The 21,384-nt window shown below is 69.4% G+C and carries 16 protein-coding genes and 2 tRNA genes; 8 read left to right on the top strand and 10 right to left on the bottom strand.

Annotation, left to right across the window (positions count from 1 at the left end; translation table 11 throughout):
• Positions 1-2: 2 nt before the first annotated feature.
• From C8E99_RS14615 to C8E99_RS14625, 3 genes are read right to left on the bottom strand one after another with little or no spacing between them, the layout of a single operon-like run.
• Positions 3-494 carry a VOC family protein gene (locus tag C8E99_RS14615; protein ID WP_211309064.1) on the bottom strand — a complete coding sequence of 164 codons (492 nt, stop codon included), beginning with the start codon at positions 492-494 and terminating at the stop codon, positions 3-5.
• Entirely contained in the window at positions 491-5,539 is a 5,049-nt protein-coding gene (locus C8E99_RS14620; protein WP_115933521.1) for an ATP-dependent helicase, read from the bottom strand. The genes C8E99_RS14615 and C8E99_RS14620 overlap by 4 nt, the downstream gene beginning before the upstream one ends.
• Positions 5,540-5,589: 50 nt before the next feature.
• Positions 5,590-6,048, bottom strand: a complete 459-nt coding sequence (locus C8E99_RS14625) for a 23S rRNA (pseudouridine(1915)-N(3))-methyltransferase RlmH (protein ID WP_115932918.1) — start codon at positions 6,046-6,048, stop codon at positions 5,590-5,592.
• A 44-nt stretch (positions 6,049-6,092) separates the two neighbouring features.
• Between C8E99_RS14625 and C8E99_RS14630 the strand changes: the two genes are divergently transcribed.
• A complete protein-coding gene (locus C8E99_RS14630) occupies positions 6,093-6,554 on the top strand; it encodes a nuclear transport factor 2 family protein (protein WP_115932919.1) in 462 nt (153 codons plus the stop codon).
• Between the two features lie 11 nt (positions 6,555-6,565).
• Here the strand turns inward: C8E99_RS14630 and C8E99_RS14635 are convergent, their stop codons facing one another.
• Complete coding sequence (locus C8E99_RS14635) at positions 6,566-7,531, bottom strand: LysR family transcriptional regulator (RefSeq protein ID WP_115932920.1); 966 nt, start codon at positions 7,529-7,531, stop codon at positions 6,566-6,568.
• A 121-nt stretch (positions 7,532-7,652) separates the two neighbouring features.
• Between C8E99_RS14635 and C8E99_RS14640 the strand changes: the two genes are divergently transcribed.
• Entirely contained in the window at positions 7,653-9,014 is a 1,362-nt protein-coding gene (locus C8E99_RS14640) for an aminomethyltransferase family protein (protein ID WP_115932921.1), read from the top strand.
• Here the strand turns inward: C8E99_RS14640 and sufU are convergent.
• From sufU to tadA, 4 genes are all read right to left on the bottom strand, one after another.
• Positions 9,011-9,469 (bottom strand): Fe-S cluster assembly sulfur transfer protein SufU, encoded by a 459-nt coding sequence (sufU, locus tag C8E99_RS14645; RefSeq protein ID WP_115932922.1) that lies wholly within the window; start codon positions 9,467-9,469, stop codon positions 9,011-9,013. The genes C8E99_RS14640 and sufU overlap by 4 nt on opposite strands.
• Positions 9,466-10,767 (bottom strand): cysteine desulfurase, encoded by a 1,302-nt coding sequence (locus C8E99_RS14650; protein WP_115932923.1) that lies wholly within the window; start codon positions 10,765-10,767, stop codon positions 9,466-9,468. Before C8E99_RS14650 ends, sufU begins: the two co-directional genes overlap by 4 nt.
• 149 nt (positions 10,768-10,916) lie before the next feature.
• Positions 10,917-11,006: transfer RNA gene (locus C8E99_RS14655), tRNA-Ser, on the bottom strand.
• Positions 11,007-11,064: 58 nt separating this feature from the next.
• Positions 11,065-11,544 carry a tRNA adenosine(34) deaminase TadA gene (tadA, locus tag C8E99_RS14660; protein WP_115932924.1) on the bottom strand — a complete coding sequence of 160 codons (480 nt, stop codon included), beginning with the start codon at positions 11,542-11,544 and terminating at the stop codon, positions 11,065-11,067.
• 92 nt (positions 11,545-11,636) lie between these two features.
• On the opposite strand from tadA, the gene upp reads away from it, so the two are divergent.
• The 3 genes from upp (at position 11,637) to C8E99_RS14675 (ending at position 14,089) form a co-directional block, all read left to right on the top strand.
• Positions 11,637-12,272 (top strand): uracil phosphoribosyltransferase, encoded by a 636-nt coding sequence (gene upp / locus C8E99_RS14665; RefSeq protein ID WP_115932925.1) that lies wholly within the window; start codon positions 11,637-11,639, stop codon positions 12,270-12,272.
• 398 nt (positions 12,273-12,670) lie between these two features.
• Positions 12,671-13,507 (top strand): winged helix-turn-helix domain-containing protein, encoded by an 837-nt coding sequence (locus C8E99_RS14670; protein WP_115932926.1) that lies wholly within the window; start codon positions 12,671-12,673, stop codon positions 13,505-13,507.
• A gap of 27 nt (positions 13,508-13,534) precedes the next feature.
• Entirely contained in the window at positions 13,535-14,089 is a 555-nt protein-coding gene (locus C8E99_RS14675; protein ID WP_245952377.1) for a SixA phosphatase family protein, read from the top strand.
• Positions 14,090-14,123: 34 nt separating this feature from the next.
• On the opposite strand, the gene C8E99_RS14680 is transcribed toward C8E99_RS14675, so the two are convergent.
• Both C8E99_RS14680 and C8E99_RS14685 read right to left on the bottom strand, forming a co-directional pair.
• On the bottom strand, positions 14,124-15,314 hold the full coding sequence (locus C8E99_RS14680; protein ID WP_115933523.1) for an AI-2E family transporter: 1,191 nt from the start codon (positions 15,312-15,314) through the stop codon (positions 14,124-14,126).
• A gap of 153 nt (positions 15,315-15,467) precedes the next feature.
• A tRNA-Arg gene (locus C8E99_RS14685) sits at positions 15,468-15,544 on the bottom strand.
• A 275-nt stretch (positions 15,545-15,819) separates the two neighbouring features.
• On the opposite strand from C8E99_RS14685, the gene C8E99_RS14690 reads away from it, so the two are divergent.
• The 3 genes from C8E99_RS14690 (at position 15,820) to C8E99_RS14700 (ending at position 21,384) form a co-directional block, all read left to right on the top strand.
• Positions 15,820-17,661 carry a phosphoenolpyruvate carboxykinase (GTP) gene (locus tag C8E99_RS14690; protein WP_115932927.1) on the top strand — a complete coding sequence of 614 codons (1,842 nt, stop codon included), beginning with the start codon at positions 15,820-15,822 and terminating at the stop codon, positions 17,659-17,661.
• A 177-nt stretch (positions 17,662-17,838) separates the two neighbouring features.
• Complete coding sequence (locus C8E99_RS14695) at positions 17,839-20,046, top strand: RecQ family ATP-dependent DNA helicase (RefSeq protein WP_115932928.1); 2,208 nt, start codon at positions 17,839-17,841, stop codon at positions 20,044-20,046.
• A 39-nt stretch (positions 20,047-20,085) separates the two neighbouring features.
• On the top strand, positions 20,086-21,384 hold the full coding sequence (locus tag C8E99_RS14700) for a hemolysin family protein (protein ID WP_115932929.1): 1,299 nt from the start codon (positions 20,086-20,088) through the stop codon (positions 21,382-21,384).

Here is a 21,384-nt window from a genome sequence, read left to right on the forward strand (position 1 = left end):
CCTCAGGCGCAGTTCAGCTGCCACGTGACGCCCCACCGGTCGGCAACCCAGGCGAACCGGCGGGAGAAGCCGTAGCCGTCGGCCGGCATCAGGGCGTGGCCGCCGTCCGAGGACAGTGCGCCGGCCAGGGCATCGACCGCATCGAGCTCGACCTGTGGGTCCGGCCCGCCGGCGGGGAGCGCCACGAAGATGCTGATCGACGGGGTGAAACTGAACTGATGCCCCGGTGGCGAGTCGAAGACCCGGAACGGCGTGCCGGCCACGGTGAACTCCCCGGCGTACACGGTGCCGACCAGGTCCGGGTTGTCGGCGGCCTCGGGGGACTCGGCGGTGCGGCGCTCCAGCCGGGTCACCTCGGTCCCGGAGATGTAGGGGGCCAGGGTCTCCACGTAGAAGGTCATGGCTTCGCCGCCCTGACCTTCGAACATGAGGAAAGGGGTAGCCCTCGGGGCGGTTGATACTGCTGGGGTGCCGGTCTGCGGTGTCTCGCTCATGACCTAAACCTAAGCCCGGACGGGGACGAGTAGAACCCCGCCTCGGCCAGCGCCGTGGCCAGCGGGGTGCCGGTGAGGGGCAGGCCATTGACCTTCTCCAGGGACATCTTCTCCACCCGTGCGGTCCGCAAAGCCCACGCGAGCGCCGTTGCCATCGGGGCCAGCGCCGACGGCTCGTCCGAGAACAGCAGCAGGGTGCGCCCACCCCGTTCGACGTACAGGGCCAGTTCGCCGGCCACGAGGACGACGACGGCGCCCGCCTTCCGCCCGGGGCGTTGCCCGGTCGGCCGCACCCCGTCCGGACCAGCGGGCAGTTCCGGCCAAGGCAGGGCCGCGCCGTAGGGGTTGGCGGGGTCGGTGGCCGCCAGCGCGACGGCCTGCGGCGCGGGCGCGGCACGGGCATCCTGCCAGGGCGACGGTGCCCCGGCGTGCTGGGGCCGGGGGCCCGGCACATCCTGCTGGGCGAATCCGCGCAACCGGTCCACGGTGGCCCCCGTGGAGAACTGGGCTGCGCCGAGGTGCTCCACGTAGTAGCCGCGGCGGACCTGCCCGGCCTCCTCCATACGGGTCAGCAGCCGGTACTGGGTGGCGAAGCCCCCGGGGACCTCCTCCGCCACCACGGAGCCGCGGGTGATGACGCCATAGCGGTCCAGCAGGTACTCGGCGGTGGCATGCGCCAAGAGGGTCGGATCGGCCGAGGGCTCGGGCAGCAGGGACCAGCGGCCGGCGGCCCGGGGCACGTCCATCGGCCCGAGGTCCGCGGGCAGGCCACCGGCCGGACGCGCCAGTGAGTCGGTCCGTCCCCCGTCAGCGCCGAGGCTGCCGGAGGCCTCCTGGAGTCGTTTCCACCGGGACAGTCTCGCGCCGCGGCCGGGACGCGCCGGCCTCGCCCGCGGCGAACGCGACTTGGACTTGTGCGCGGTGCGGCCCTGGCCCAGCAGCCCGCGGATCGGGGCGAAGGTGTCGTTGCCCACGAGCCCGGCCCAGACCAGGTCCCACAGGGCGCGGAGGAGGTCCCCGGAGGAGACTCGCGGCGCCGGCTCGTCGCGCCTGGTCTCCGTGGTCTCCGCGGCAGCGAGGACGGTGCGCGCCCGCTCGGCGAGCTGGCCGAAGAACCAGGCACCGCCGGCGTCGAGCACCTCCAGCAGGGCCCGGTGCACGGGTCCGGGTTCGAGGTCCTCACGCCGCGTCAAGGACAGGTCCGCGGATTCGGCGCTGTGGAAGGCGACCCAACCGTCGTCGCCGCTGGCGGCGGCCGTGCCGGACCAGAGGAACTCGCCACTGGCCAGCAGTTCGTCCAGGAGGGCCGGCGTGTAGTCGCGGACGCGGGAGGGCAGGACGTGACTCTCCCAGCCGCTGGCGGGCACGGGGACGCCGGAGAGCTGGTCGAGCACGGTGGCCACCCCGTCGATCCCGGACAGCGTGGCCGGCGACCCGCCGCCGGGAGCCGGGGACAGGTGCTGCCAGTCGGCGAGGAACCGGGCGTAGGCGGACTGTTCGACGGGCTCGACCTCCGCCCGCAGTACCGCCAGGGAACGCCGCCGGATGCGCCGCAACACTTCGACCTCGCACCACTCGGTCTCGTGCGGGCCGGAGGGGCGGGAGCCGTCCCCGTCAACACCGTGGCCGGCCGTGGGGCGGAACTGCCCCTCGGTCACGCGCTGTTCGGCGGCGAGCCGCTGCAGGACCTGGAGCACGACGGCGGCGCCCAGCCCCAGCGCCACCCCGGCCTCGGCGGCGGTGAAGGGCCCGTGGGTGCGCGCATAGCGCGAGACGAGGTCGGCCAACGGATCCTCGACAGGCTCGATAAAGGCCACCGGGATGCCCATGGGCAGGGCCACGCCGAGGGCGTCGCGCAACCGGGCCGCGTCCTCCACGGCGGCATACCGGGTCTGGCCGTTGATCCTGACCCGCAGGGCCCGGTTCGCGGTGACAAGCTGGTCCAGCAAGCCGGTCGCCTCTGCGTGCTCGTGCGTCTCCTCGTCCGTTTCGACTGCAGGGCGCAAGCGGGAGGCGGCGCCCTCGGCGGTCAGGGGGCCGAGCAGGCGGAGGAGGTCCGCGAGTCCCTCGGTGCCCTTGACCCTGCGGTCCGGGGAGAGCCGTTGCAGGTCCGCCTCCACCGTGGCCATGACGTCCGGGTCCAGCAGGTCCCTCAGCTCGGCCCGTCCCAGCAGTTCGTTGAGCAGGCCGGGGTCCAGGGACAGGGCGGCGGCCCGGCGCTCGGCCAACGGGGAGTCGCCCTCGTAGATGAACTGGGCCACGTAGCCGAACAGCAGCGACTGGGCGAAGGGCGAGGGGGTCTGGGTGGTGGTCTCCACCAGCCGCAGGGACTTCGCCTCGATCCGGGTGGCGAGGTCCTTGAGGGCCGGGAGGTCGTAGACGTCCTGGAGGCATTCGCGGACGGTCTCCAGGATGATCGGGAACTGCGGGTACTTCCGCGCGACCTCCAGTAATTGGGCTGAGCGCTGCCGCTGCTGCCACAGGGGGGTGCGTTTGCCGGGATCCCGGCGGGGGAGCAGCAGCGCCCGAGCGGCGTTTTCCCGGAATCGGGCGGCGAACAGCGCCGAACCGCCCACCTCGGCGGTGACGAGTTCCTCGAGCTCTTCCGCCGTGAAGAGGAACAGGTCTGCTCCGGGAGGCTCGTCCTCCATCATCGGCACGCGCAGCACAATGCCGTCGTCGGCGGCCATCGCCGAGCCGTCCATGCCGTACCGCGCATGCAGCCGGGCCCCGACGGCAAGCGCCCACGGCGCATGTACCGGCATCCCGAAGGGGGAGTGCAGCACCACGCGCCAGTCCCCGAGCTCGTCATGGAACCGCTCCACCACGAGGGTCTTCTCCGTGGGCAGCTGCCCTGTGGCCTCCCGTTGTTCGGCCAGGTACGCGGTCAGGTTGTCCTGGGCCCACGCGTCCAGTCCGGCCGCCGCCAGACGTTCGGACATCGGGTTCCCGACGCCGGCCTCGCCCCCGCCCAGCCCGGCGGAGACCTCACGGCGGAAGGCCCCGACCGCCTCGCCGAGCTCGACGGGACGGCCCTCGGCGTCACCCCGCCAGAACGGGAGCCGGCCCGGCTGGCCGAACGCGGGGATCACGAGGACCCGGTCATGGGTGATGTCCTGGATCTGCCAGCTCGTGGCACCGAGGACGATCACGTCTCCCACGCGTGACTCGTAGACCATCTCCTCATCGAGTTCGCCCACCCGCCGCCCGCCCGTGCGTGCAGTGCCGGCCGAGGCCTTCGCACCGCCAGCGGTGCCGGCGTCGCTGGTCGTCTCGTTCTCGGTGCCGGCGAGGAAGACGCCGAAGAGGCCGCGGTCCGGGATGGTCCCGCCGGAGGTGACCGCCAGCCACTGCGAGCCGTTGCGGCCAGCCAGGGTACCGGCCTCCCGATCCCAGACCACGCGCGGGCGCAGCTCGGCGAACTCGTCCGAGGGATAGCGGCCGGAAAGCAGGTCGAGTACCGATTCGAACGCGGAATACGGCAGGGTCGCGAAGGGCGCGGAGCGGCGGAGCAGGTCGAACCAGGCCTCGACGTCGAGCTCATCCAGGGCACAGGCGGCCACGGTCTGCTGGGCGAGGATGTCCAGCGGGTTGGCCGGAATGGACATCGACTCGATCCGGCCGGAGAGCATGCGCTCAACCACCACGGTGGTGTCCACCAGGTCCCCGCGGTGCTTCGGGAAGAACCAGCCGGAGGAGGTCTCGCCGACCTGGTGACCGGCCCGGCCCACCCGCTGCAGCCCGGAGGCCACCGAGGGCGGGGACTCGACCTGGATGACGAGGTCCACCGCGCCCATGTCGATGCCCAGTTCCAGCGAACTGGTGGCGACCACGCACCGCAGCTGACCGGACTTGAGTGCGTCCTCGATGAGGGCGCGCTGTTCCTTGGAGACCGAACCGTGGTGCGCGCGGGCGAACTCGGTGCCGGTTCCCTGCGAGGCATGGCCGGCGGACTGGCCCGCGCCTCCCATCAGCTGGGCCGGGGAACCGGACCGGCCGGCGTCGGGCAACTCCTGGGGCACCTCCGGGGGTGGCTCCGCGACCTGGCGCTCCTCCCAGATCTCGTTGAGGCGGCCGGTGAGCCGTTCGGCGAGCCGGCGGGAGTTGGCGAAGACGATGGTGGAGCGGTTCGCCTCGACCAGGTCGACGATCCGCTCCTCCACATGCGGCCAGATCGAGGCGTTCGTCTGCAGCCCGGACCCCGGGCCCAGATCATGCGCGGAGGAAGCCGAGGGCAGCTCGGTCATGTCCGGTACCGGGACGGTGACGTGCACGTCCCAGGACTTGGTGGAGGCCGGGGCCACGATCCGCACCGGTTGGACGCCGCCGAGGAAGCGGGCGACCTCCTCCTTCGGCTCCACCGTGGCCGAGAGCCCGATCCGCTGGGCCGGCTTCGCCAGGAGCGTGTCGAGGCGTTCGAGGGAGATCGCGAGGTGAGCGCCGCGCTTGGTCCCGGCCACGGCATGCACCTCGTCCACGATCACCGTCTGAACCCCCGCCAGGGTGGACCGCGCCTGGGAGGTCAGCATGAGATAGAGCGATTCCGGGGTGGTGATGAGGATGTCCGGGGGATGGCTGGCGAGCTGCCGGCGCTCGCGGGCGGGGGTGTCCCCTGACCGCACGCCCACGCGAACGTCCGGGGCGGCCTCGCCCAGGCGCTTGGCCGTCTGTGTGATGCCGATGAGCGGGGCCCGCAGGTTGCGCTCGACGTCCACACCCAGGGCCTTGAGTGGGGAGATGTAGAGGACGCGGGTCTGCTTCTTGGCCTGCTTCTCGGTCTTCTCGGAGTCCTGGATACTCGTGGCCGAGGGGACGCGCAGGAACCCGTCGAGGGCCCAGAGGAAGGCCGAGAGCGTCTTACCCGAGCCGGTGGGCGCGACCACGAGGGCATGCTGGCCGGAGGAGATGGCATCCCAGGCCCCGAGCTGGGCAGTGGTCGGCGCGGCGAAGGCCCCCTCGAACCACTCGCGGGTGGCGGGGGTGAAGCGGGCAAGCACCTCGTCCGCAGCGGGTTCTGCGGCGTCGGGTCGGGAGTCTTGAGCCATCGCGGCCATGCTACGCCGGGACCCGGACGTCATAGCCCTGTCCCTCCGCCCTATACGTGGTGGTACGGCCGGCCGCCGGCGATCTCCTGGGCGCGGTAGAGCTGTTCAGCCACGACCAGGCGGACGAGCTGGTGGGGGAAGACGAGCTGGGACAGCGACCAGACCGTGTTGGCGCGCGTGTGCACGGAGCCGTCCACACCGTAGGCGCCGCCGATCACGAGGGTGACGGTCTGCCCGGCGTCGAACCGGCCCTGGAGGTGGCGTGACAGCCCGGGAGAATCGAAGTGCGTGCCGCGCTCGTCGAGCAACAACAGGTGGTCGCGCTCGCCGACCTTCGCCAGGATGCGGGCTGATTCCTCCTCGCGGGCCGCGTCGCCCTCGCGGGAGGAGTGGGGGAGCAGCTGCCAGGAGACGTCGAAGGGTTTCTTGAGTCTTCTGACGTAGCGGTCGATGCCCTCGGACACCCAGGGTTCGTGTTTCTTGCCGATGGCCAGGACCTTCACGCTCATGGGACCATCCTGTCAGGACACCGAACCGAGAGTGAGCAGACGCCATGACGGAACCCCGCCCGCCGTTCCCGCCCTTCACCGAGGAGACCGCCCGGCAGAAGGTCCAGGCTGCCGAGGACGCCTGGAACACCTGTGACCCTCACCGAGTCTCGTTGGCCTACACGTCCGATTCCGTCTGGCGCAACCGCGACCGGTTCCTCACGGGCCGGGAGGAGATCGTCGAGTTCCTCACCGCCAAATGGGAGCGTGAACAGGAGTATGCGCTGCGCAAGAATCTGTGGAGTTTCTCTGGGAACAGGATCGCAGTCCGGTTTCAATATGAATCCCGCGACCGCGACGGCCAGTGGTGGCGCAGCTACGGCAACGAGCTGTGGGAGTTCGAGGAGAACGGGCTGATGTGCCGGCGGGAGGCCAGCATCAATGACCTGGCCATCGACGCCGGCAATCGCCGGATTCAGGGACCTCGTCCGGAATCGGAGCGGGGTCTGGAGCTCCCCCTCCAGTAATCTTCGCCCCCTCAGTGGGGCGCGCCGGGCTTCCGCGCGCCGATGGAGGAGAACTCGCCCGGGTCTCCGCGGAGGGCGTGCAGCACGGTGCCGTGGAACCAGTCGAGGGCCGCGGTGTGCTGACTGGTGGTGCGCTTCAGCAGGGAGATCTCGACTCCCGGCAGTTCGAAGGGCAAGTCTCGAAGGACCACGGGCCAGGTCTCCGCCCAGCCGCGGGCGATCGACGCGGGGACCGTGGCGATCAGGTGGTTCGGCGCCGACAGGAGCGGCGGCAGCGAGGCGAAGTGACGCACGGAGACCGCCGGATGGATCGGTGCGCCGAGCCGTCGGAGCGCCGCGTCCAGAGCTGGCCGGCCGGAATCACCGGCCACCACAGCATGATCGGCCCCGAGGTAGTCGTCCAGCGCCAGGGCCGGAGCCGCCCTATCTGTGTTGTCTGTGCCCTTGAAAGCCAGCGGATGGTGCTGCCCCATGAGCACGGCGTAGCGCTCCGATTTCAGCACCCGGTGCTCGAAGGACCCGGCGATCGGCAGGGACGTCACGGCCAGGTCCACCGTTCCCCGGGCCAACCACTCGGGAAGCTGCTCCAGGTCCAGGGAGACCACGTCGATCCCGATGTTCGGGGCCGAGGAACGGACGGTGGCGAACAGGGCCGGGAAATAGCCGATCTCGCCCAGCTCGGACATGGCCACGGTGAAGCGGCGGTCCGAGGTCGCAGGGTCGAAGGAGTGGACGGCGTCCAGGGCCCGGTCGATGGTCATCAGGGCATCCCGGAAAGAGGGGTAGATCGCGTGGGCGGCCGCGGTGGGCTCCATGGTCCGGCCCACCCGGTGGAACAGCGGATCATCCCATTGCCGCCGCATACGCGTCAGGGCCTGGCTCACGGCGGGCTGGGTGACGTACAGCCGGGCTGCTGCCGACGTGAGGCTCCGTGATTCGTATACGGCCACGAAGGTCCGCAAGAGGTTCAGGTCCAAGGCTCAGTGACTCAATCTGCGAGATCGATGGATAAGCAATTCTTATGCTCGCCTTGCAGAACTATACGTAGGCTGACGGTGACATCGCCACCCGAGCACCACCGCTACTTCAGGAGTCCCCATGTCCCAGCATCCCGAATCCCTGGCCGCCGCCATCGCCCGCGTCGGCTCGCCCGTCGAGTACCTGCGCAACGCCCCGTCCAAGGCCACCGTCTTCCCGGTCCAGCCCGAGTTCTCGAACTGGCGTTCGGAGCAGCAGTCCTGGCGGGACTCGGTGGCGTTGTTGGACCAGTCCCACCACATGACCGACCTGTTCATCACCGGACCGGATGCGCTGAGGCTGCTCACCGACGTGGGCGTCAACAGCTTTGCGACGTTCGCCCCGAACAAGGCCAAGCAGTTCATCGCCGTCAACCACGAGGGTTACCTCATCGGCGACGCCATCCTGTTCTACCTGGAGGAGGACTCCTTCGACCTGGTCGGCTGGCACATGGTGTTGGACTGGGTGCAGTACCACGGGGAGACCGGCGACTATGACGTCACTTTCGAGCGGGATGCCAGCTCCGCCGTTCGCCAGGGCGACCCGAAGCAGTACCGCTTCGAGGTCCAGGGCCCCCGGGCTCTCGAACTCATGGAGAAGGTCACGGGGGCCGCGGTCCCGGAGACCAGGTTCTTCGGCATGGCCACCTTCGAGATCGACGGCGTCCAGGTCCGCTCGCTGCGTCATGGCATGGCGGGACAGCCGGGCTTCGAGCTCTTCGGTCCGTGGGCCGAGGGTGAGCGGGTCCGGTCGGCCCTGCTGGCCGCCGGGGAAGGGCTGGACCTCGTCCAGGTCGGCTCGAAGGCCTACTCCTCCTCCAACTTGGAATCCGCCTGGGTGCCCTCCCCCTTCCCGGCGATCTTCAGCGGCGAGGGCACCGAGGCCTACCGCGAGTGGTTGCCGGCCAGCCGTGCCGGGTCCCTGGCGGGCAGCTTCGACTCCGCGGCGGTGGAGGACTACTACCTGACCCCGTACGACCTCGGTTACGGACGCAGCGTGTCCTTCGACCATGAGTTCATCGGCCGGGCCGCCTTGGAGCGTCACTCGGCCGAGCAGAAGCGCCAGAAGGTCACCCTGGTCTGGAGGCCGGAGGATGTGGCCGCCGCGATCCAGACGCAGTTCGAACCGGGGGTCCCGGCGAAGTACATCGACGTGCCCAAGGCGCGTTACGGCCAGTACCAGGTGGACCGCGTCCTGGTGGACGGCCGGGACGTCGGGATCTCGCACGACGCCGGCTACCTCACCAACGAGCACGCGTTCGTCTCGCTGGCGAGCCTCGACGGCGCCGTGGCGGCCCCCGGCACCGAGGTCACCGTGGTGTGGGGCGAGACGACACCTTCGGCCAAGCCCTCCGTGGAGGACCACCGCCAGGTGCAGATTCGAGCGACCGTGGAACCTGCCCCGTACTCCGCGTTCGCCCGGGAGAACTACCGCAAGAACTAGCGGATCTCGGCCTCCACGAGGGCGTGCTCGGCGGCGACCCAGCCGAGCATCGCGCACTTCACCCGGGCCACGTAGCGGGAGACCCCGCCGAGGGCCACGGCGTCGCCGAGCAGTTCCTCGTCGGGGGCGATCTTGCCGCGGGACTGCATAGCGGTGCGGAAGGCGTCGATGCGGGTGCGCAGGTCCTCCACCGTCAGCCCCTCGGCGAGCTCGGTCAGCAGGGAAGCCGAGGCCTGCGAGATCGCGCAGCCGTGGCCCTCCCAGCGGATCCGCTCGACCACCCGGTCGGCACCCTCGCCGTTCAGGTGCACCTCGAGGGTGATCTCATCACCGCAGGTCGGGTTCAGCTGGTGCGACTGCCCGGCCGCACCGCCCAGCAGGCCGACGCCGTAGGGGTTCTTCGAGTAGTCGAGGATGACCTGCTGATACAGGTTCTGCAGTTCGGACGAGCTCACGCCTTCACTCCAAAGAAGTTCGCGGTGGCGGCCACCCCGTCCAGGAAGCGGTCCACCTCCTCGGTGGTGTTGTAGAGATAGGTGCTGGCACGGGTGGAGGCCGTGAACCCGAGCCGCCGGTGCAGGGGCTGGGCGCAGTGGTGACCCACGCGGATGGCGATGCCCTGATCGTCCAGGAACTGGCCGACGTCGTGGGCATGCACCCCGGCGAGGTCGAAGCTGGCCGCGCCCACGCGCGGTCCGGGCGCGGACCCACCCAGCACCGTCACACCGGGGATCTCGGCGAGCCCGGCCAGCAGACGCGCGCCGAGCTCGTCCTCGTGGGCGGCGATGCGCTCCATGCCGATGCCCTTCAGGTACTCCACGGCGGCGGCCAGGGCGATGGCCTGCGAGACCTTCTGGGTGCCGGCCTCGAAGCGCTGTGGTGGCGGCAGGTACTCCGCGGCCTCCATGGTGACCGTGGTGATCATGGAGCCGCCCGTGAGGAACGGGGGCATGGACGCCAGCAACTCGCGGCGGCCGTAGAGGGCGCCGATGCCCGTGGGGGCCAGCATCTTGTGGCCGGAGAACGCGGCGAAGTCGACATCGAGTTTCTTCAGGTCCACGGGTAGGTGCGGGACGGACTGGCAGGCGTCCAGCACCACGAAAGCTCCGACGGCGCGGGCCCGGGCCACGAGGTCTTCGACCGGGTTGATGAGCCCCAGGACGTTGGAGACGTGGGTGAACGCCAGAAGCCGGGTGCGTGCGGTGATGACCTCGTCCGCCGCTTCCATCCGCAGGGCGCCGTCGTCGCCCACCGGGATGTAGCGCAGCGTGGCGCCCGTGCGGAAGGCGAGCTCCTGCCACGGGATGAGGTTGGCGTGGTGCTCCATCTCCGTCACCACGATCTCGTCCCCGGCGCCCAGTCGGAAACGTTCGGCGGCAGCGCCACCGCGGTCCGCGCTGGCATTGGAGAACGCATAGGCCACCAGGTTCAGGGCCTCGGTGGCGTTGGAGGTCCAGACGATCTCGTCTTCCTCGGCACCCACGAAGTCGGCGACCGTGGCCCGGGCGTCCTCGAAGAGCAGGGTGGCCTCGGCGGCCAGGGTGTGGGCCCCGCGGTGGACCGCGGCGTTGAGGTTCTCGTAGTAGTGCCGCTCGGCATCCAACACTGCCCGCGGTTTCTGCGACGTGGCGCCCGAGTCCAAGTAGGCCAGCGGATGGCCGTTCACCTCGGTGGCCAACAACGGGAAGTCCTCCCGCCAGAGATTGATCTCGGCCGCCGTCGGGGCGTGGGTCGTCTCGGAGGTTCCGGTCATCTGAGCTGCCTTTCGACGGGGTCGTCTGCCGTGTGCACCACTGGCATAGCACCGGGAGGCCTAGATTTGTTCCTCTTGTTCCACCTCGGGCTGGAAATGCGAGAAGGCCTCCACCTCCCGGGATCCCGGGCCGTGGAGGCCTTCTCAACTGGCGGTGACGGTGGGATTTGAACCCACGGTAGGGGTGAACCTACACAACATTTCGAGTGTTGCACCTTCGGCCGCTCGGACACGTCACCAGACCGCACCACTGTACCGGAGGGGCCAACCGCACCCCAAACCCGCCCCGGAGCGCGGTCAACGGCGCCGATGCTCCTGGAAGAACTCTGTCAGCAACCCCGCGCACTCGTCCCCGCGGACGCCGGAATGCACCTCGACCCAGTGGTTCAGCCTCGGCTCGCGCACCACGTCGAACACGGAGCCGCAGGCGCCGGCCTTGGGGTCCCAGGCCCCGAACACCACCCGCGGGATGCGCGCCAGTACCAACGCCCCGGCGCACATGGCACACGGTTCCAGCGTGACCACCAGCGTGCAGTCGTTCAGTCGCCAGCCGTCCCCGTCGCCAGCCTCACGACGCGCGGACGCGGCCTCGCGCAGTGCGAGCACCTCGGCATGGGCGGTGGGGTCCCCGGTCGCCTCGCGCTCGTTGCGTCCGGTCCCCAGGATGGTCCCGTCCGGGCCCACGACGACGGCACCGATCGGCACGTCGGAGGTCTCCAGTGCGGCGCGGGCCTGGTCCAGGGCCGCACCCATCCACTTGTGGTGCGAGGTTTGCATGGGGCGACCCTAGCGTTCCCGTGGTCTTCCCGGGCCGGATCGGCGGCCCGGCGGCCAATGGCGGAGCCCGTGCGCCCGGTAGGGTTGTGCCCATGCGTGTACAGCTCGTGGAACATCCGCTCGTCAGCCACAAATTGACCGTTCTCCGTAAGAAGGAGACGCCGTCGATGATCTTCCGGCAACTCACGGAGGAGCTCGTCATGCTGTTGGCCTATGAGGCCACCCGGGACGTGAAGGTTCAGCCCGTGGAGATCGAGACGCCGGTGGCGAGGATGACCGGAGTCGCGCTGGCCAAGCCGACCCCGCTGGTGGTGCCCATCCTGCGGGCCGGGCTGGGCATGCTCGAGGGCATGGTGCGGATGGCTCCCTCGGCCGAGGTGGGGTTCCTGGGCATGGCCCGGAACGAGGAGACCCTGGACATCGTCACCTATGCGGAACGGCTGCCGGCGGACCTGACGGATCGCCACGTCTTCCTGCTTGACCCCATGCTGGCCACCGGGGGCACCCTGGTGGAGGCGGTGCGGTTCATGTACGCCCGCAATGCCCAGCGGGTGACCTGCATCTGCCTGCTGGGCGCTCCGGAGGGGATCTCCCGGTTGGAGCGCGAGCTGGCGGACGTGGAGGTGGACATCTACCTGGCGGCGATCGACGAGCGTCTGGACGAGCAGTCCTACATCGTCCCCGGACTGGGCGATGCCGGCGACCGTCTCTACGGCCTGGCGGAGTAGCTTCCGCGGCCGCCGGTCAGGCATTTCGGGCCGGCAACCGGGGCAGTAACAAAAGTGCGAACCCGGGAGGTTCGCAGTAAGTTGCCCCCAAAGTGCCGGAATGGGTGTTTCACAGCCGGGAATGGGTGTGACCTTGCTCACGAATTGGGGCTTTCGTCTCACATAGTGAGACCCCCATCCCATTGTTACTTGCAAGGAACGAATGTGACGACAGAGTGTTGTCACATGAACTTCCGCGACTCGGCGGTCCCTTCGGGGACGACGACTGTTCGGCGATGGTGCCGGCAGTCTGGCCGGGCCGGCTCCTATTCGGAGTGTCCGCAGCGAGGAACGGCCGTGATCCGGCCTGACTCGCCGCTCTCACGCCGAACAGGACACTGACGCAAGGATTCATCGACATGACAACCAGTCCCCAGGGATACGTCCACATCTCGGTCCGCAACGCCCAGCGCCGTGCGGCACGGGTCCGCAGTTACCGTGAGCACGGCGGCACCTATGGGACACCGGCCGGCCGGCCGCTCCACTCGGTCCAGAATGTCGTGGAGCCCGCCGGGGAGGCCGAGTCGCAAGCGCCCCAGACGGCGCCGATGCCGGTCCTGGCCCCCAATGGGATCCCGGGCCCCCAGGCGGTGGCCACTGAGACCGAGGCCCGTGGCTTCGTCATCTACGTGGGCATGGACGAATCGGCCGCCTCGGCCGCCGGGACTTCGCTGACGCGGCTGGCCAACGAGCTGCGCCACTATGTCGAATCCCTGGTGCCGGGTTCCCAGTCCGCCGCCGCCGTGGCGATCGCCCCGGCAGGAGCTCCCGGATCGGACCTCGAGGTCGTCCGCCAGGTCCTCGGGGACCCGACCATTCAGCAGGGCATCCGTCCGGACCTGCTCCAGGCCCCTGCTCCGGTCTCGACCCGCCAGCCGGGCGTCCTGATCGATCTTGCCCGCCGCGAGGTGCAGCTGGACGGTGAGGGCCTGAACCTCACGTACAAGGAGTTCGAGCTGCTCAACTACCTGGTGGAGAACGGCGGACGGACCGTGGGCCGTGACGAACTGCTCGAGTCCCTGTGGAGGAACTCGGACGAGGTGCCGAACGAGCGCACCATCGACGTCCACATCCGCCGTCTGCGTTCCAAGCTGGGGCGGCTCTCCGGTACGGTCCGGACCGTGCGCGGCCAGGGGTACCGCTTCTACGAGCACCCCGAAGTGGTCGTATGGGCCGCCCCCGAATACAGCATCTGAGCCGTGGCGGGCACGTAGGCTGGCCGTATGCCTGCCGACGCCGCGATGCCCGACCGTATTGACACCTCCGGTGACAAGACTCTGATCCTCCTGCGCCATGCCAAGTCGGACTGGCCGGACGGCGTGAACGATCACGACCGTCCACTGGGTGGCCGCGGGAATCGTGAGGCACCCGCCGCCGGTCAGTGGCTGGTGGAGCAGGGCGTGTACCCGGACATGATCCTGTGCTCCGATGCAGTGCGCACCCGCCAGACCTGCACGTGGGTGTGCAGCGAGCTGGGGGAGAAGGCGCCGACCCCTTACCTGGACTCCCGCCTCTACGACGCCGACGCCACCCGTGCCCTGGCCGTCATCAACGAGACCGAGGAACGGGTGCGGACCCTGATGGTCATCGGGCACATGCCGTGGGTGCAGGACCTGGGTATGCGGATCGCCTCGGTGGACTCAGATGAGGAGGCCGTCGTCTCCATGGCGGAGCGCTATCCCACGCTGGGTCTGCAGGTCTTTCGGATCCCGGGAGCATGGGCCACGTTGGACGGACGTGATGCGCGGATGACGCACTTCGTGGTGCCTCGACCGTAGCGGGCGGTTCCGGCGCCACCGGTGTCCCGGCGGCTCAGGTCTTGGCGTCTTGGCGGGGGACGACCACCCGTCGGATGATCAGCAGTACGGCCGCCGTCGTGGGAACTGCGATGAGGGCTCCGACCAGCCCGAGCAGCGTGCCACCCACCAGGGCGCCGATCACCACGAGGGCGCCGGGGACGGCGACGGCCCGGCTCATCACCCGCGGCGTCAGCAGGTAGGCCTCCACCTGCATGTAGACCAGGTACGCGATCGCGAAGATCAGCGCTGAGGTGGGGTCCACGAACACGGCGAAGAAGCTGCCGATCACCCAGAACAGCACCGTTCCCACGAGGGGGATGATGGTGATGCAGAAGGCCGTGACGGCCATGAGGGCCGGGAAGGCCAGCCCGAGGACCACGTGGAGGACGAAGACCACCACGGCGTTGGCCAGGGCGAGGACCACCATGCCCGCGAGGAAGGCGCCCACGGACTGGGTGATCTCCTCCGTGAGGTCCTCGATCCCCGGCCGGTTCCGGGCGGGCGCCAGGCGGTAGAGGGCCCGCTTCATCGACTGCAGCGAGGCCAGGAAGTACAGGGCGAGCACGAGGACGATCAGCGCCCCGGAGACCCCGTTGGCGATCCCCACGCCGGCCTGTAGGGCGCCGCCGCCGATCGTGGCCAGGCTGTTCGGGTCGGTGAGGAAGGACTCGATCTGGGCGGTGAGCGTGCTCAGCCCCTCCCCAAAGGTCCCTTCCAGCCGGGTGTAGAGGTCGGAGGTCATGAAGTCGTCCACCATGCCGGGGATGCTGGAGACGAAGTTGGCGACCTGCTGGACCACGGTGGGCACGATCAGCCACAGGACGCCCGCGATGGCGAGCAGGAACGCCAGCAGGGTGACGGTGATGCCCCACGGGCGCGGGAGGCCGCGGCGGTCCAGGAACCGGACCGCCGGTTCGAGGGCGAGGGCGAGGAACAGTGCCACCACGATGTACATGAGCACCGTGCTCAGGGAGGTCAAGGCGGCGCCGATGAGGATGGCGGTCAGGGCCCCGAGGGTCAGGACGAAACCGAATCCGAAGGGGTGGCCCACGGCATCCAGCGCCGCCCTCAGCTTCGAGCGCGTGCTGCCATGATCCTGCGCCGCGCGTGGCGACGGCGACGGGGGTGGGCAAGAGGGTGCGGCGGGGGAAGGGGGCGGGACGTCGGTGGACTCGTCCAGATCGCGGGGGTCGTCGGTGGCCATGGTCACCATTGTCCGTGATGCTCCGGTTGCCGCCTCGCGGCGCAGGTGACCACAGGGGCCGGTGGAGGCACGGATCATCCTGAAGGCGTGAAGCACAAAAACCCGGATCCGCCGTGGATCCGGGTTTGAACTGGCCTGATGTGTCAGACCTCTTGGTGCGCCCTAAGGGATTCGAACCCCTGACCTTCTGTTCCGTAGACAGACGCTCTATCCAGCTGAGCTAAGGGCGCATCGACCGCGATCGGCCTTGAAAGACTATACCGGCCCGCTGGCCGTTCACCAAATCTCAGCTTCTGGGCGGGACGTGCGTACGGGCCGGGTGCGCCGCCGTCGTCCGCCGGGCCGGGGTGCGTACATGTCAGGTGGCGTCACCGAAACGTCTGCGAAATCTCCGTGGGTAGAATGAGTCGTGGAGACGGTGTACGCACAATGGAGTGCCGGCCGCTGACGGCCGCATTCCCTTGTGCCCAACCGGAATGCACCCGCAACCCAATGGAGGACCCCCATGGCCAAAAACTCCTCACTCGCGTTCGCAGATCGCGCTGTGGCGGAAGCGCCGACCAGTTACGGCAAGCTTCTCGACTGGGTGAAGGAGGTCGCCGAGCTCACGGAGCCCGACTCCGTGTATTGGGTGGACGGTTCCCAGGAGGAATACGATCGCCTGGCCGGCGAACTGGTCGAGGCGGGCACGTTCGTCAAGCTCTCCGAGGACAAGTTCCCGAACTCCTACGCCGCCTTCTCCGACCCTGCCGATGTGGCGCGCGTCGAGGACCGGACGTTCATCTGCTCCGAGAAGGAGGAGGACGCCGGCTTCACCAACAACTGGATGGACCCGTCCGAGATGAAGGGCATCCTCAAGGACACCTTCGCCGGATCCATGCACGGCCGCACGATGTACGTCATCCCCTTCGTCATGGGCCACCTCGAGGCCGATGACCCGAAGTTCGGCGTCGAGATCACGGACTCCGCCTACGTGGTGAACTCCATGCGCATCATGGCCCGCATCGGGACGGACGTGCTGAAGAAGATGGAGGAGACCGAGGCGTTCTTCGTCCCCGCCCTGCACTCCGTCGGCGCCCCGCTCGAAGAGGGCGATGCCGATGTGGCATGGCCCTGCAACGAGACCAAATGGATCGTGCACTTCCCCGAGGAGCGCTCCATCTGGTCCTACGGCTCCGGCTACGGCGGCAACGCCCTGCTGGGCAAGAAGTGCTACGCGCTGCGCATCGCCTCGGTCATGGCCCGGGACGAGGGCTGGCTGGCCGAACACATGCTGATCCTCAAGCTGACCAACCCGGAGGGCAAGTCCTACACGATCTCCGGCGCGTTCCCCTCGGCCTGCGGCAAGACCAACCTCGCGTTGATCGATCCGACCATCGAGGGCTGGAAGGCGGAGACCCTTGGTGATGACATCACCTGGATCCGCCCCGGCAAGGACGGCGAGTTCCGGGTGGTCAACCCGGAGGCTGGCTACTTCGGCGTGGCCCCCGGCACGGGCTGGGGCACCAACCCGAACGCCATGAAGGCCATCTCCCAGGGCAACTCGATCTTCACCAACGTCGCCCTGACGGATGACGGCGGCGTGTGGTGGGAGGGCATGACGGACGAGGTCCCGGCTCACCTGACCGACTGGAAGGGCAACGACTGGACCCCGGAGTCCGAGACCCCGGCGGCCCACCCGAACTCCCGGTTCTGCACCCCGATCGACCAGACCGAGATGCTGGCGGACGAGTACCACGAGCCCAACGGGGTCAAGCTGGATGCGATCCTCTTCGGCGGCCGCCGCAAGACCACCATCCCGCTCGTGACCGAGTCCTTCGACTGGGAGGACGGCATCTTCAAGGGCGCCACCCTCTCCTCGGAGACCACGGCTGCCGCCGTCGGCGCCGTGGGCGTGGTCCGCCGCGATCCGATGGCCATGCTGCCGTTCATCGGCTACGACGCGGGCGACTACCTGGAGCACTGGGTCAAGGTCTCCGGCGAGGTGGACCAGGCCAAGCTGCCGAAGATCTACCTGGTCAACTGGTTCCGCCGCAACCGGGACGGCGGCTTCGCCTGGCCCGGCTTCGGGGAGAACTCCCGCGTGCTGAAGTGGGTCGTGGGACGCCTCGAGGGTACGGCTGACGCCACCGAGACCCCGGTCGGCTACGTCCCCACCCCGGAGGCGCTGGACCTGACGGGCTTGGACCTCTCGGCGGCGGACCTCGAGGACGCCCTCCGGGTGGACACCGGGGAATGGAAGGACGAGGTGGCGTCCATCGAGGAATGGTTCGCCCGCTTCGGTGCCTCCCTGCCGGCCTCGATCGCCGGCCAGCTGGACGGGTTGCGCCAGCGCGTCAACGGCTGACCACGCTGACTCCGTTGGCTACGCCGCCGCCCGGTACCGATTCGGTGCCGGGCGGCGGCGTTTAACCGAGCCGGACCATGCCGGTCGCCTCCTCCACAGGGCACGACGACGGCGCCCTCCTCCACCGTCCGGCGCACCGAGCGCTGGGGTGTCCGTCCCGGCTGGAATACTGGCCGCATGGCGTACAACGACAACGACGGTGACTTCCCTGGCGAGACCTCGACGGCCCGGGAGGAACTGCGGGCCGAGGCCCGTGAGGTTCTGTGCCGGCTGGTGGGCCGCGAGGACGCCGACTTCCACCCCGGCCAGTTCGAGGCGATCGAGGCCCTGGTGGCCGATCGGCGCCGGGCCCTGGTGGTCCAGCGCACCGGCTGGGGCAAGTCCGCGGTCTACTTCGTGGCCTCCCTGCTGCTGCGTGCACGGGGTGCGGGCCCCACCCTGATCGTCTCCCCGCTGCTGGCACTGATGCGGGACCAGGTCTCCGCCGCGGCCCGGGCCGGGGTGCGCGCCGAGGCCATCAACTCCGCGAACGCCACCGAATGGGACCAGATCCGGGAGCGGCTCGCCGCAGACACGGTGGACGTGCTGCTGGTGTCACCCGAGCGGCTCAACAACCCGCAGTTCCGGGACGTGCAATTGCCGGACCTCATCCGCCGGACCGGGATGCTGGTGGTGGATGAGGCGCACTGCATCTCGGACTGGGGCCATGACTTCCGTCCCGACTACCGGCGAATCCGGGATCTCATCGCCCAACTGCCCGGTGCCGGTGACCGCCGTGTGCCGGTGCTGGCCACCACGGCCACGGCCAACGAGCGCGTGGTCCAGGACGTTGCCGAACAACTCGGCGTGGCTGGAGCAGACGGTTCGGGGGAGGTCTTCGTCCTGCGCGGCCCGTTGGCCCGTTCCTCCCTGCGGCTCGGGGTGCTGCGCATGCCGAGTCCGGCCAGTCGGCTCGCCTGGTTGCTGACCCACCTGGGCTCGCTGCCCGGGTCCGGGATCGTCTACGCGCTCACCGTCTCCGCGGCCGAGGACACCGCGCGCGCCCTGCGGGACGCCGGCCATGAGGTGGTGTCCTACACCGGACGGACGGACCCGGAACAGCGGGCCGAACTGGAGCAGGCCCTGAAGGACAACCGGGTCAAGGCCCTGGTCGCCACCTCCGCCCTGGGCATGGGCTTCGACAAACCGGACCTGGGCTTCGTGGTCCACCTCGGCGCACCCAGCTCCCCGGTGGCCTACTACCAGCAGGTCGGCCGCGCCGGCCGTGCCACGGACCACGCCGATGTGCTGCTGCTGCCCGGCACCGAGGACCGCGAGATCTGGCGCTACTTCGCCACCACCTCCATGCCGGACGAGCACCGGGCCCGGGCCGTACTGGGAGAGCTGGAGGCCGCCGGGAAACCGCTGTCCGTCCCCGCCCTGGAGACACGGGTGGACCTGAAACGCACGCCCCTGGAGCTGCTGCTCAAGGTCCTGGCCGTGGACGGGGCCGTGGAACGCACCCAGGGCGGCTGGCAGCGGACCGCGCAGCCGTGGACGTATGACGGCGAACGCTATGGCCGGGTGGCCCAGGCCCGACTGGCCGAGGAAAAACTCATGCTGGACTACGAGAACACGTCCGGATGCCGCATGGAGTTCCTCTCGCACGTCCTGGATGACCCCGAGGCAGCGCCCTGCGGCCGGTGTGACAACTGCGCCGGCCCGTGGTTCCCCACAGGTATCGACGAGACGGCCAAGGGCAGTGCCTCGAAGGCGTTGGGCCGGGTAGGGGTGCCCATCGAGCCACGCCGGAGCTGGCCCAGCGGCATGGACCGGCTGGGGGTGCCGCTGAAGGGTCGCATCCCGGAGGAATCCCAGGTGGCCGAAGGGCGGGCCGTGGCCCGTCTGACGGACCTGGGCTGGGGCGGACGGCTGCGCACCCTGTTCACTATCACGGAGGGAGGCGTCCAGGATGCCCCCGTGGAGCAGGACCTGCTACAGGGAGCAGTCCAGGTCCTGGCGTCCTGGGAGTGGGCGGAACGTCCCATCGCGGTGGTGTCGGTGCCGTCCCGCTCGCGCCCCCAGCTGGTGGGCTCCTTCGCGGAGGGAATTGCCCGGATCGGACGTCTGCCGTACCTGGGCTCCCTCGAGCTCGTGGACGGAGGGCCCCGCGGGGAATCCGGGGGCAACAGCGCCTTCCGGCTGGCCTCGGTCTGGCGGATGTTCTCCGTCCCCGAGGAGCTGGCCTCCCAGTTGGCCTCGGCCAGGGAGTCCGGACAGCACGGCCCGGTGCTCCTCATCGACGATCGCACGGACAGCCGCTGGACGCTGACCGAGGCCGGCCGCGTGCTGCGTGGCGCCGGAGCCAGTGGGGTGCTGCCCTTTGTCCTGGCTCTGAACGGCTGACCAGCCCGGCGGGGAGACGCGGCGAGATAGCGTGGTCTCATGGACCTCAACACCTTGCTGAATGTGGCTCTCGTCGTGCTCTTCGTGCTCATCGGCGGCGTGTTCGCCGGCACGGAGATGGCCATCGTCAACCTGCGGCAATCCCAGGTCCAGGCGATCGAGGACAGCGGACCGCGGGGTGCCAAGACCGCGGCGCTGGTCCGTGACCCCAACCTGTTCCTGTCCGCCGTGCAGATCGGAGTCACCGTCGCCGGTTTCTTCTCCTCCGCCTACGGGGCGTCCACGATCGCACCGGACCTCGCACCCGTCCTGATCGGTTGGGGGCTGGGGGAGCAGACCGCCAGCACGGCGGCACTCATTGGCATGACGCTGTTCATCGCCTATCTCTCCCTCGTCTTCGGCGAGCTGGTCCCGAAGCGGATGGCGATGCAGAACGCGGTGGGTTTCACCAAGGTCCTGGCTCCGCCGCTGGGAGCCTTCGCCGTCCTGATGCGCCCGGCCATCTGGCTGCTCTCGGTGTCCACCAATCTGGTGGTCCGCCTGCTCGGCGGTGATCCGAAGGCCCACCAGGAGGCGGTCTCCGCCGAGGAGATCCGCTCGATGGTGTCGTCGTCGGAGGCGCTCGAGGACACGGATCGGCACGTGTTGCAGTCCGTGTTCGACGCAGCGGACCGCACGGTGGTGGAGGTGATGCGGCCTCGCCCCGAGGTGAACTTCCTGGCCGGAGACATCAGTGTGTCCGAGGCCATGCGGCAACTGGCGGACCTGCCCAATTCGCGCTATCCCATCACCGGGGAGGACTCGGATGACATCCTCGGTTTCATCCACATCCGCGACCTGTTGCGGGTGCCGGACCCGTCAACCACCTTGGCCGGGATCGCCCGCGAGATCACCGTGCTGCCCGGCACGGTTGACGTGTTGCATGCCCTGAGCCGCATGCGCTCCAGCGGCAATCAGATCGCCCTGGTCATCGACGAATACGGTGGCACTGACGGGATCGTCACGCTGGAGGACCTGCTGGAGGAACTCGTCGGGGACATCTACGACGAGTTCGATGACAGCCTGGCCGCGGAGGACAACTCCTTGGAGCAGGGTGAGGACGCCGAGGTGGACGGCGGGCTCATCCTGCAGGAACTGGCCCAGCAGACCGGCGTCGAACTGCCGGATGATGGCTCTTACGAGACTGTCGGCGGCTTCGTGATGGCCCAATTGGGGCGCGTTCCCGAGGCGGGGGACCGGGTGGAGGCCGAGGGGGCCGGCCTGGAGGTCGTGGACATGGACGGCCACCGGGTCGGACGCGTTCGAATCACCCGCACCCCGGACAGGCCGGGAGAGTGA

The sequence above is a fragment of the Citricoccus muralis genome (assembly GCF_003386075.1).
GTDB lineage: Bacteria > Actinomycetota > Actinomycetes > Actinomycetales > Micrococcaceae > Citricoccus > Citricoccus muralis.